This is a genomic window from Arcobacter denitrificans (SeqCode) (assembly GCF_048571185.1).
Lineage (GTDB): Bacteria > Campylobacterota > Campylobacteria > Campylobacterales > Arcobacteraceae > Arcobacter > Arcobacter denitrificans.
The window spans coordinates 124,351-137,373 of the sequence record NZ_CP182350.1; the positions used below are offsets into that span (position 1 = coordinate 124,351).

Consider the following 13,023-nt stretch of genomic DNA (forward strand, 5'->3'; position numbering starts at 1 on the left):
AAAGGAAACCTTATGCCAAAATACGTACTATTTGATACAGAAACAACAGGAAATCAAGAAGAAGATAGAATCATACAAGTAGGAGCTATGATTGTAGATGCAAAAGCTCCAATTGAAGTTTATGATGAGTTGTGTTTTTCTGATGTAGAGATAAAACTTGAAGCAATGGAAGTACATAATATAACACCTGATATGATTATAGGAAAACCAGAAGCAACACAAACAAAGTTTTACCAAAAGCTACAAGAATATAATAATCCATCAAACTATTTAATAGCGCATAATATAAACTTTGATTTAGGTATGATAAAAAAAGAGGGTTTTGAATCACAATATCAATTATTGGATACTTTAAGATGTTCACAACACTTATTTCCAGAACTTCCATATCACAGACTTCAATACCTAAGATATGCACTTGATATCTATATGGATGAAGAGGAAGAAGCAGCAAAACACAATATAACAATCAAGGCTCATGATGCTATTGGAGATGTTTTGGTAATGAAACTATTTTTATCACAACTTGTAGCAAAATGTAGAACTGTTTATCCTGATTTCAATCCTATGGAAAAGTTAGTTGAGCTTACTAAAACACCTGTATTTATACAAACATTTAAATTTGGAAAATATAAAGGTAGAGAAACAGCAGATGTAGTAAAAGAAGATCCTAGTTATATCATGTGGATGATGAAAAACATGGATATGGATGAGAATCTAAGATATACTTTAGAAAAGCTAACATCATCTACAGTAAATGATTACTAACAGTAATATCAAAATTCTTTATGTAGAAGATGATGAAATAACAAGAGAAAATGGAATTGAGTATCTAGAAAATTATTTTGAACATATCTATGAATCAAAAGATGGTCTAGATGCTCTAAAAAAGTTTGAGCAGATTAATCCTGATATTATTATAACAGATATACAAATGCCAAAAATAGATGGATTGGAGTTTATAAAAAGAGTTCGCCAAAAAAACAAAGAGGTGCAAATAATTGTTTTAACAGCATATTCCCATAAAGAGTATCTATTAAAAGCCATCGAACTTCAACTAATCAAATATCTAATGAAACCAATTAAAGAGTATGAACTTAATTCTGCTCTTGAACTTTGTGTAAATAATCTAAAAAATAGTAAAACAAACATAATAAAGCTAAATGAAAACTCTATTTTTGATAAATATAATCATACTCTTTTTATAAATGATGAACTTATAAAATTAAGAGCAAAAGAGACTGACTTATTAACACTTCTTTTAAACAACAAAGATAGATTTGTAAGCTATGAAGAGATAGAAAACTATGTTTGGAAAGATTTTCCCATGACAAAAGATGCATTAAAAACTTTAGTTAAATACCTCAAACAAAAGATTTCAAAAGATATAATCTCAAATCAAAATGGTGTTGGATATAAAATAAATGTATGATTTAACTGCTGCTTTATCATATGGAATAACATTTGGAATTCTAATTATGACAGTAGTATATACTTTTATACGATATATTTATTCAAAAGAGCTTTTTTACCTAAGCTATTTTTTCATGCAATTTTTTTCACTAATATATATAGTTTTATATAGTGAACTTTTTTGCAAGATAGTTTTTCTTCAAGACTTATCACTCTTTATTGCCACAATATTTGCAATTGTTTTTGCTATAAGATTTTATGAGGGAAGATTTCTTCCTGAGATTACAAATAATAAAGAACTAATAATAAATACATTACTTCTTATTTTTATAATACTAACTGCATTTTATCACTATATTTTATTTGAATATCTACCTTATACTATCATATATGCAATACTTTTTATATCAATAATATTTAATTTGAAGCAAGGATTCAAGGCTACATCTGTATATGTTATTGGTTGGTCTTTGATTTGTCTTATTTTATATATTCTAGAGTTTAAAACTTATTTTAAAACCCATACAAATTTAGACTTAGTTTTAATTGCTTTTGCAATAGAGGCGATTTTATTTACTATTTCTGTTGCATATAAATATAATCTTTTAAAAAAAGAGAATGTAGAGATAAAGTCAATGCTTCTACAGCAATCAAAACTTGCCCAAAGTGGAGAGATGATTGCAAATATAACTCACCAATTTAGACAACCATTAAATAATCTATCTTATATATTAATCAATATAAAAAAGAAATATGAAAACAATCTTTTAGAAAAAGCCTATTTTGATAAAAAGAGTTCACAAGCAAATGAGCAAATAGAATTTTTATCTAATACAATTGAAAACTTTAAGAATTTTTATACAAATAATAAAGATAAAGAAGATTTTGAAATAAAAGAGGTAATTGATAACGCACTTACAATCTTAAATGCTGATATAAAAAAAAGAGAAGTAGACTTACAGTTAACTTTTAAAACAAATGAGCATATTAGAGTTCATGGCATAAAAAATGAATTAGCCCAAGTTTTAGTGGCAATTATTTCAAATGCACTTGATGCCATAAAAAATATTGAAAACCCAAAAGTAAGTATTGAAATAACTTCCAATAATGCAGATATGGTTTTATCAATAAAAGATAATGCAAATGGAATAAAAAATAAAATCATAAATAAAATCTTTGAACCATATTTTTCAACAAAAGCCGAGGGTACAGGACTTGGACTATATTTATCTAAGATGATTATAGAAAAAAGCTTCCAAGGCAAACTTGATGTAGAAAGTAGCCAAGAAGGAACTATTTTTTACATCAAGATTGAAAAAACTATTTAATCTATTTTTTGGGAGAAAAGAATCCTATCTCTCTTTTTACTTTTATATTCTTATTCTCTTTAGCATAAAATAAAAGAGTAACTTTTGGATTTACTAATTTGTTTTTTGTTGCCAAAATCATTACTGTTTTTCTTTTTGCTTTTGGATTTAAACTAAATGCTTTAAATCTTTTTATAGTTATATCTTTATTTAAAACTTCCATATCAAAAGTATATTTTTTATCAGCACTATTATGAATAGTCAATAAATAGTTATTTACAACCCTTCCCTCTTCATCTATTTTATATAGTTCTGTATTTTTATTTATATTTACTAAAAAAGGCTCTTTTTCACTCATAAAATATGCAGTAAAGAGTATACAGATAACTAAAGAAGCCATGTACACTATGTTTCTTGGATTTAAAAACTTCTCTATTTTATTTAATAATACACTATTTGTATCTCCCCAATAAATCAAAGATTTTTTACCAAGTTTTCCCATAACAGTACTACAAGCATCAGAACACTCTAAACAGTTTATACATTCAACTTGTAAACCTTTTCTTATATCTATATGTGTTGGACAAACTTTTACACAAGCTTCACAAGTAGTACACTCTTCATTTCCTGACCACTGTTTTACATTAAAAATACTCTTTTCATTGTTTGGATATATTTGACCACCTCTGTTATAGTTATAAACAACTTGTTTAGTATTATTATCATATAAAGCTGACTGAATTCTAGAGTATGGACATACATATGTACAAAAATGCTCTTTCATAAATACAATATCATATACTAAAAAAGTCACAATACTAAGTATAAACATGACCAAAATCAGGTGTTCTTGTGGGGCTTTCATGTATTCAAAAAAGTCTTCAGGAGGTACAAAATATAACATAAAGTTAATAGCTATTATAAAAGATAAAATTATCCATAAAATAAGACCAAGATATTTTTTTATCTTTGTAGAAGTTTTATTATAATCAATATCTTTTTGTTTATTTTTGATTCTTCGCAATTTTAATAAAAAAGTCTCTATCAAATCTCTATAAACTACTCTAAATATAGTTTGAGGACATGCCCAACCACACCAAACTCTACCAAACATTGAAGTCATAGCAAATATACCAATAAATAAAAACATCAATAAAAAAGGCATGATAAAGAATTCATTCATATTATATACATTACCAAGAAAATGAAACTCAAAGGTCACAAAGGATAACAGTAACATATGATTGCCATCTATTTTAATGAAAGGTGTTACCATTATAAAAACAGTAAGAATAAGATAAGTAATATATCTTTTTTTAGTATAACTCATAATTGTCCTTTTAATTTTTAAAAGTATAAAAATTAAAAGTGTCAGTTTGGTGGTAGGTATTTAGTAATATATATAAATATTAAAAAACATTAGCAAAATATTTAAAAAATAAAAAAAATATCGAGAAAATATTGAAAAGAATGAAACTAAAAGATATGTAACAAAAAACCAAAGTGGCGTAAAAACTTCATATGTATAAAAATCTAAACTAATAGAATAGTTAAGAAATTTATCCAATAAACTTCCATATCCTATAAGATGCAAAAATAGTTCAAAAGGATAAAAAAGAGTAAAAACAAAGGTAATAAGAGGAGAAGATAGTTGAATAAGAGATGTTACACCAAAAAAATAGTGAACAACTGGATTAAAACTTGCAAAAATCCAAATATTAAAAAATATAAATAAAAACATCTTATTTAAATTTTGAAAATATTTTATAAATAAAAATATATAAAACACTCCAAGAATAGAAAACCATAGGGATATTGAAAATATATATTTTGGGAAAACTACAAGTATAAAGAGCAAGGTAATTAGAAGTGTTTCAAAAGAGATTAACTTTATGTTTGCTCTTAATATAAATATTCCTAAAATCATCATAACAAATGCTCTTAAAAGTGATGGTACTAAATTAGTAAAAATCAAATATATAAATAATATAGATACTACAACACACAAAATATCAAATCTTTTATTTCTATAAGGAAAATATCTATTATGCAAATAATCATATGGATAATATAATACAAAATAGAGTATAAAAGACAAAACACCTAGATGAAATCCTGATATTGCTATAAGATGTGAAATAGAGTAAATCGCAAAAATATCTCTTAAACCACTATTGGTAGGAATTGCTAAAAATATAGCTTCATAAATTTCACTAATATTTTTGTCTACATGTTGGGATTTTATATTATCACTTAAATCTTTTTTAATGGTGTTTTTTTGAAATTTATATATATTAAAACTTTTTGCATAAAAGCCTTTTAAATAGTCTATAAAAGAGATATTTAAAGTAAGTATTGATATATCTAAAAAATCCAGTTTTTCTAGGGCTACTTCCTTTGAAGTAGAGGTAAAAAAAGTAAAATCATCTGTTTGAAGTTTATATACATCAAAGTCCTCTTTTTCATACTTGTTTATAACTTGGGCTTGTGTTTTATAAATAGAGTTTGTAGTAATTGTTTTATAGTTATTATATTGAAAAAGCAAAGTAAAAATAAGTGTAAGAGTTAAAATAATAAAAAAGACAAATAACTCTTTTTTGTCATTTATAAAATTTAATTTTTGCATTAATTATTCTACTAAATAATGTTTTAAATTATTTAGTAGAATTTGGTTTTATTTAATCTTTTTCCAAATACTCATTTGAGATATAGTGTATTGGTGTTTTCTTGCAGTCTCTTTTATCACAAAAGGAACATCAATAGTATCAAGAAGTTCAAATCTATCACTAAGGTTTTCTTTTAAGGTATCTAGAGTTTTAACCTCTTTGTTATCTCTAACATATCCACCTAGCCAGTTTTCTTTTGGCGTATATGCTTCTAGCCATGTATAAGGGCTTAATAATACTAGAAGTCCATCTTTATTTACTCTATTTGGAACATCATCTAAGAATTTTTGAGGATAATATAATCTATCAATTAAGTTTGAACAAAAAATCAAGTCATATGCTGTATAGATATCTTTTAAGTTACAAGCATCACCTTGCATAAAGGTAACTTTTTCTTTTGTCTCTTCTAATCCAAAATCATCTAAGCAAACAGTTTTTTCTTCATATAACTCACCCTCTGTTGCTACTTTAAAAGTTAAACTATCATATTTTTTAAGTTTTATTCCCACACTAATAAAGTTGGCACTAAAATCTATTCCTAATACCTCATCAAATATTTTGGCTAATTCAAATGAACTTCTTCCAACACTACAACCCAAATCTAATACTTTATCTTTTTTGACATTTTTTAAATAAGGTTTTAATACTTCAACAGAAGTTTTTGGAAAGTTCTTTACGCAAATACTCTCTTCTCCATAATGAAACTCACAATACTGAGAAATCTGTTCATCTGTTTCATATACGTTATCATTTAATCTAGTTCTATATTCATTATCACTTTTAACATATCTAAATCCTGCATGTTGGAAAAAGTGTTTTCTAAAGGCATATCTTGCACTTCTTAAAGTCTCATTTCCTAAACTTATAAATGAGCCTCCTTTTATAAGTGCATGTCTATCATCAAAGGTTGGTGTTGTAAAGTCATCATATACAGGATGTGTTTCAAATCCATCAAGGGGATACATAGGAGTTATACTCCATTGCCATACATTTCCAATCACATCATAAAAGTCACCCATAGGATATTTATCCACTGGTGTTTGGTTAAAATACTTTAATCCTATGTTTGCCTCACACTCTTGTGCTTTTACATAATCATTAAGTCTATAAAATTCATCTTCACTTGGAAGTCTTACCTCATATCCTAATTTTTCACTTTTATATTTACAAAAAGCTTCTGCTTCATATACGTTTATATCAACAGGATAATTCAGTGGTAATTCAACTACTCTATTTATCTCTCTTAAATAATATTTATCTTCTTTTTTTATCCAAAATACTGGCATTTTACTTTGTGTAAAGTCTAACCACTTTAATCCATCTTTACTAAAGTAATGAAGTTTACTATAACCACCCTCTTTTACAAACTCTAAAAACTCTCCATTTGAAACAAGGTACTTACTAGCTTCAAACTCTTTTATATACTCTTTATGAAAAGCAAATTCATTATCCCATCCATAAAACCCTGGTTTATTATGTTCTTTTTCTAATACAACTTCTCCTGCTTCTACTGATACTAATTCATTTTGTGGATAAGTTTGAGTACCTTCATTATTATATGTAAATAGCTCATCTTCTGTAAAATACTTAATATCTAACTCTCTTAATAATACAGAGGAAGTCTCTATGTGAATGTTTTCATGTTCTATTCCCATAAGTATAACCCACATAGGAGAATTCCAATTAATAGGAATAGAAAACTCAATAGTATCAATAAGCTCTAATACTAAAGTTTTTACCTCATCTCTGTATGCTTTTGTCTCTTCATAACTTGGCCACTCATAGTTTTCATCATTTAAATCATCCCAACTCATTTCATCGACACCTATTGCAAATAAGGCTTCATAAGTTTTATTTACTCTTTTTCTTGTGATATTTGCTACATTTAGTTTATTCATAAAAAATGTAGCTGTATGTCCAAAATAAAATATCAAAGGATGTCTTAACCTATTTGGTTGTTCAAGTATATTTTTTTTGTCTTTTAATAAATCAAAGAGTTTTTCATCTAATTCATAAGTTTGTAAGAAGTATTTTTTTATCTCTTCTCTTTTTTCTTCTATTGTTCCATTATTTAAATCTATTGTCTTCCAGTTATAATTCATAATTACCTCTATATTTATATTTTGTTATTCTATTTATATTTAATATATGTTTGTATATATTAAAAGTCATTTCATATTTTAAAAAATTACGCTTCTATATTATCTGAAAGTTTTTTAGCCAATTCTAAAATCTCATCTTTTTCATTCAATCCATCTATAAATCTTTGTGGAATATTTTTCAATCCAACTTGTGCTCCAACTAGTGCACCTGTCAATATTGACCTAGCTTGATTTTGTCCACCACCATTTAAAGAGTGTAATATTGCACTTTCAAAATCATCATTAAATCTTGCAGCTAAATAATAACTTGCTGGTAATATATGATATATAGCACATGGCATTCCATATACTAAGGATACTTTCCAAGCAGGTTCGATTTTTATATCTTTATCATTTGCTGCTTTTGCCATAAAAGAGGGAGATAAAAGAGCATCAGGAGAAACAAATAATCCTATAGTTGATGGGTCTTTCACTCCATCTTTTGGTGGCTTAAAATCACCCGTAGTTACTGCATGAAAAGGTAATTCACCCTTTTTAACTAAGCTCATTAATTTAGTAGTTATATTTTCATCTAACTTTTCCCCTTGAACCAACTGTGCTAACACAGCGCCATATGCAACAGTCATAGACCCAACTATATCATCTACTTGAGTAATAAATGTATTATGGGAAATACTTTTTGATAGTTTTTTGGGATTGAGGGCATATCTAACAGCAAGAGCTATTGTTCTCTCTATTGCTTCAGTTGTATCTGCATGACTTCCTACTTTATCCCAGGGGAGTTTTTCCTCTACTCTTTGTGTATATACTTTCCTAATAGATTGAGAAGTATAACCTCCTGGTCCATTGTTTGGTGTTCCATCTATTTTTGTAAATAAATCTTCATCAAGTTTTTTACAAAAGTCTTCTTGATTATATTCTCCTTTTTCAATAAGAGATTTAATCATAAGCTTTAATATATATCCAGCTTGAGACTGATTTCCTTTTTCTTCATGTTCGTGGTATCTTCCTTTTTTAGGACTTGTATATGTTGTAATCCACTCACCATAATCTTTATGTTGTTCATCTAAATCGTAATACCAATGTGGGCCTAAAGCAATTGCATCACCAATAAATGCCCCTAATATTGCACCTTGTGCTCTACCTTGAATATTCATTATTTCCACCTTTTTAATACTAACTAGTAGTTTATTAAGTGATTATACTACGTACTAATATGGATGTCAACCTAAAATAAACTCTCTTTTGATAATACTATTCCATCCATATCTGCATATACAATATCACCCTCACAAAAGTTTACTCCACCAAAAGATATATTAACTCCTATTTCTCCTTGTGTCACAGGTATATACTTTCTACTACAAGTTCCTCTTGCATATAGAGCAACTGCTATATCTTTTATTTGAAAAGTATCTCTTACATAACCATTTACAATAATACCTTCATAGTTATTTTGTGCTGCAAACTTCATAAGGTTTTCACCTACTACTGCAAAGTATTCATCCTCTACATCTACAACTACAATTTTGCCTGTTCCATCATTATCTCTTAATACTGAAATCAATTCACTATTATTTCTATCAAGTTTAACAGTAACAACTTCACCATAAACTTTTTCTTTTCCCCCATAGTTTGTAAACTCATTGTCTAACAAATATGTTTTATCAGGGTGTTGGTCACACAAATCTGCTGTAAAAAAATCCATTTTATTTTCCTTATTATATTTAAACTATATTATTACAAAAGATAATTAATATCTACTTATCTTATCTTTTAAAACCAATCTATGATTTTTTCTTTTACCTCTTTTGCTCTTTCAAGGGGCAACATATGAGTTTGTGCTTTTATTTGTGTAAAGTCCATATTTTTTGCTTTTTGACTAAGCTCTTCCATAAACGTTGAACTAACTAATCTATCTTCATTTGCATATAAGAAAGCTAGCTTTAAATCACTATTTATTAATCTTTCACTTAAATCTTCTCTTATAATTGTGGCAGAAAATTGAGAATAAAAAGCGTCTTCTCCTATATCCACATACATTTGAAGTATTAAGTTTATTAGTTCTTCATCATCTTGGTTTTGAGCTTCCACTAAACTTAAAGCTTTTTTTCTACTAAGTCCCTTAAATCCAAACTCACGGGTTAATTTTATAGCAGCTCTTCTTTTTTGGCACTCTATTTCATCTAAGTTTCCTGGAGTACAAGCAACTGATAAAATTTTATCTATTCTATTTGGATATTTAAGTGCAAAATAACAAGCAATATAACCTCCAAGAGAAAAACCTAAAAGGTTTACTTTTTCATCTTTTATCTTTTTACTTAATACATCTACTATTTTATCAAAACTATCTTCTAAAGGAATTTCAAGATGTATAAACTCATAACTGTCATCAAAAAGAGGGATTAATCTACTCCATAATTTTTCATCATTCATAAAGCCCGGTATCATATATATTTTTGTTTTCATTTACTTTGCCATTATTTTTTGCCCTATTCTATCTAATAAAAGTTTTACATACTTTTAGATATCCTTATGCCCTTTATAAAATGAACAAATAGGCAAGAAAATGAAAGTAGTAACAGGCGTTGTAGGAAACGATATACACGTTGTAGCAAATAGACTAATTGATCTTTCATTACAGGCAAGAGGATTTGAAGTATTTAACTTAGGCGTTAATACTTATCTTGAAGAGTTCTTTGATGCTGTAGTTGAAACTGATGCAGATGTACTATTAATTTCTTCTTTAAACGGTGAAGCAGAAGGCTGGTGTAGAGAAGTAAAAATATTAAAATCAAAATATAAAAACTTAGACAATGTAGTTTTTATGATTGGTGGAAACTTAGTAGTAGGAACTGGTGATGCGTCAACTATTGTACCAAAGTTCAAAAACTATGGTTTTGATTTGGTATTTCATCAAGTAGATTTAAATACAGGTTTAGATGAATTAGAAAAATATTTAAAGACGAGAGAATCATGAGTTTATTACAAGAAGAACGAGAGATAATTTTAAGTAATGAATATGTAGAGCATTTTGACTTTGCTGAGGTTGAAGAGTTTGTCAAAAATGCTTCAAAAGACCTATTTATATCACATAACTTTAAAACAAAAAATAAAATGCTGGTACAACCACGTGGTGGTTTTCCAACTTACAATAAGATGTATGCACTTTATGAATTCTTTGTAGATGCAAATGTAGATGTATTGCCTTGTACTATTGATTCAAATACTAGATTAAATGACTATGCAACTGCTAAAAAGATGCTAAGACTTTCTGAAGAGAGTGAAGTTGATATGCTAAATGGTTATCCACTAGTTAACCATGGGTATAGAACTACGAGAAAAATGATTACACATTTTAACAAGCCTGTATCTCTACGTCATGGAACTCCAGATGCTAGACTTCTAATAGAAACAGCTATAGCTTCAGGTATTTTTGAAATAGAGGGTGGTCCTATTACTTACCTTTTACCCTACTCTAAAAACTTTCCACTTGATAAAGCCTTTTTATACTGGAAATATGTTGAGAGAGTTTGTGCCAAATATTCAACACTAAATGAACCAATAAATAGAGAATCATTTGGACCTCTTACGGCTACACTAGTTCCTCCATGTATTACTATTGTAATTCAACTTCTTGAGATGCTTTTATCACTTGAAGAAGGAGTTAAATCTTTTTCTGTATCTTTCTCTCAAACTGGAAGTATGAATCAAGATATTGTAACGGGTGCAGTTATACGAAAGCTTGCTAAATTTTATGCAAATGAAATTGGATGTGGTGATGCTGAGGTACACTTGGTATATCATCAATGGATGGGTGCTTTTCCTATGGATCAAAACTTTGCCTCACAACTTATCTCTATGTCAACAGCAATTGCTTCTATGGTAGGTGCTGATAAAATTATCACAAAAACAAAACAAGAGGCTTCTGGAATTCCTACAAAAGAAGCAAATGCAGAAACAGTTGCAAATACGCAATATCTTCTTAGAATACTAAATGGTCTTCCAAATGTTGTAGATAAAGAAGAAGAGGAAAACTTAACAGCTGAAGTTATGGCTATTATGGAAGCTGTATTCAATGATAGTGCTGATACATTATGGAGAAAAGTATTTAATAGTATCAAAAATGGGATAATTGATGTACCATTTTCTCCACATATTATAAATCATAATGAAATGATTACAATTAGAGATGCAAATAAAAATATTAGAATCATAAAAAGAGGAAGTGTTCCAATTCCTGATAAATGTTTTGAATATGAAAAATCAAAATGTGACCTTAAAAAAGACACCACTTCAATAGTAAATGATATTATCCATGATATAGGAATTATGCAATGAGTAAAGTACAAAATAAGCTATTAATAGATGTAGGAAGTACATATTTTAAAGTTAGCTCATCAAAAGGTGTTGAACAGCACTTTCGGGACTTCAACAAAAATATTTTTGATGATTTAACTTACAAATGTGGAGAAACAATTCACAACTATAAAAAAGATGATGTTTTTATTTGTTCATCTGCAAATGGAGGGCTAAGTACTCTTATTATTGGTGTTACAAACTCTTTTTCTCTAAAATATGCAACAAATATTGCCTTTAACTCTGGAATAAATATTATTGATACTGTTTTATACCAAGATATAGAGACTTCATCAATTCCAAGTGATTTGATAGATGTTGTTATTGTTGTTGGTGGAATTGATTCAGTTTCTGATATTTTTTCAAAAGAGTTATTTGACTACTTAGAAAAAATAAACTACTCAAATATAGTATATGTAGGAAGTAAAAAACAAAGTGTTATCTTAGAAAAAAACATACAAAATCTTGCTGTTTTACCAAATATTATTGATGATAAATTACATATTATAGAAGAGCATTTAAAAGAGTATTTAACAAACCTTTATCAAGCTGATATTATGGGTAAAGAAGATATCAAACATCTTTATGAAATAACATCAAATCAAATATACTCTACTCCATATATAGTTAATAAAACTTTGCCATATATTGATACAAAGTTTTCAGTTGTTGACCCTTATATTCTTATTGATATTGGAGGAGCTACAACTGATATTCACTATTCAAAAGATTTAGTGGATGATAATATGGTTACAACAAATGAGTATGATAGACTTGTATTTAAAAAACTTGGTGTTTTTAAATCAAAAGAGTCTTTAATTTTTAGTGCAAAAAATAATGAGTTTGTTTATGAACTATTGTCTCACTTGAAAGTTACAGAAAATATCTTTGAAGAGCAAAGTGAAAAAGCTTTAAGAATATTAATGCAACTTGCGATATTCTTAGTTTTATGTAAAGTATCACACTATAGAAAAACTTATGTTAACTTAAAGCTATTATCACTTAACAGTTTTGTTTTAACAGGTGGTATAACAAAAGTTTTATCACAAGAGGAGATTGAAGATATAATCTCATTTTTTTATAAAAAAATTCTAAACTCAAACCATAATCCAAGTGTTGTAATGGATACAAATTACGATATTTGGACTCTTGGTTTAACTCAAAATTAAAGGATAA

Annotated in this window: 12 protein-coding genes; 6 read left to right on the forward strand and 6 right to left on the reverse strand. The window is 27.6% G+C overall.

The features are described 5' to 3' along the window. Positions 1-12: 12 nt before the first annotated feature. The 3 genes from ACNI28_RS00690 to ACNI28_RS00700 are packed head-to-tail and all read left to right on the forward strand — an operon-like array spanning position 13 to position 2,741. Positions 13-768, forward strand: a complete 756-nt coding sequence (locus ACNI28_RS00690; protein WP_419764916.1) for an exonuclease domain-containing protein — start codon at positions 13-15, stop codon at positions 766-768. Then, positions 758-1,432, forward strand: a complete 675-nt coding sequence (locus ACNI28_RS00695; protein ID WP_419764917.1) for a response regulator — start codon at positions 758-760, stop codon at positions 1,430-1,432. The genes ACNI28_RS00690 and ACNI28_RS00695 overlap by 11 nt, the downstream gene beginning before the upstream one ends. Then, positions 1,425-2,741: a sensor histidine kinase gene (locus ACNI28_RS00700; protein ID WP_419764919.1), complete on the forward strand. Its 1,317-nt coding sequence runs from the start codon at positions 1,425-1,427 to the stop codon at positions 2,739-2,741. The genes ACNI28_RS00695 and ACNI28_RS00700 overlap by 8 nt, the downstream gene beginning before the upstream one ends. A gap of 1 nt (position 2,742) precedes the next feature. Here the strand turns inward: ACNI28_RS00700 and ccoG are convergent, their stop codons facing one another. From ccoG to ACNI28_RS00730, 6 genes are all read right to left on the reverse strand, one after another. Further along, positions 2,743-4,050 carry a cytochrome c oxidase accessory protein CcoG gene (gene ccoG / locus ACNI28_RS00705; protein ID WP_419764920.1) on the reverse strand — a complete coding sequence of 436 codons (1,308 nt, stop codon included), beginning with the start codon at positions 4,048-4,050 and terminating at the stop codon, positions 2,743-2,745. Between the two features lie 60 nt (positions 4,051-4,110). Beyond that, on the reverse strand, positions 4,111-5,346 hold the full coding sequence (locus ACNI28_RS00710) for a ComEC/Rec2 family competence protein (protein WP_419764921.1): 1,236 nt from the start codon (positions 5,344-5,346) through the stop codon (positions 4,111-4,113). 48 nt (positions 5,347-5,394) lie between these two features. Further along, entirely contained in the window at positions 5,395-7,488 is a 2,094-nt protein-coding gene (gene ovoA / locus ACNI28_RS00715) for a 5-histidylcysteine sulfoxide synthase (protein WP_419764922.1), read from the reverse strand. Positions 7,489-7,574: 86 nt separating this feature from the next. Then, positions 7,575-8,645, reverse strand: a complete 1,071-nt coding sequence (locus ACNI28_RS00720) for an ADP-ribosylglycohydrolase family protein (protein ID WP_419764923.1) — start codon at positions 8,643-8,645, stop codon at positions 7,575-7,577. 71 nt (positions 8,646-8,716) lie between these two features. After that, entirely contained in the window at positions 8,717-9,196 is a 480-nt protein-coding gene (locus ACNI28_RS00725; protein WP_419764924.1) for an RraA family protein, read from the reverse strand. Between the two features lie 68 nt (positions 9,197-9,264). After that, positions 9,265-9,957, reverse strand: a complete 693-nt coding sequence (locus ACNI28_RS00730) for an alpha/beta fold hydrolase (RefSeq protein WP_419764925.1) — start codon at positions 9,955-9,957, stop codon at positions 9,265-9,267. Positions 9,958-10,057: 100 nt separating this feature from the next. Here ACNI28_RS00730 and glmS point away from each other — a divergent pair, with 100 nt between their 5' ends. The 3 genes from glmS to ACNI28_RS00745 are packed head-to-tail and all read left to right on the forward strand — an operon-like array spanning position 10,058 to position 13,016. Then, positions 10,058-10,468 (forward strand): methylaspartate mutase subunit S, encoded by a 411-nt coding sequence (glmS, locus tag ACNI28_RS00735; protein WP_419764926.1) that lies wholly within the window; start codon positions 10,058-10,060, stop codon positions 10,466-10,468. Then, on the forward strand, positions 10,465-11,829 hold the full coding sequence (locus ACNI28_RS00740; protein WP_419764927.1) for a methylaspartate mutase: 1,365 nt from the start codon (positions 10,465-10,467) through the stop codon (positions 11,827-11,829). The genes glmS and ACNI28_RS00740 overlap by 4 nt, the downstream gene beginning before the upstream one ends. After that, the gene (locus tag ACNI28_RS00745) at positions 11,826-13,016 is read left to right on the forward strand and encodes a glutamate mutase L (protein ID WP_419764928.1); all 1,191 of its coding nucleotides are present in this window, start codon (positions 11,826-11,828) and stop codon (positions 13,014-13,016) included. Before ACNI28_RS00740 ends, ACNI28_RS00745 begins: the two co-directional genes overlap by 4 nt. Positions 13,017-13,023 lie beyond the last annotated feature (7 nt).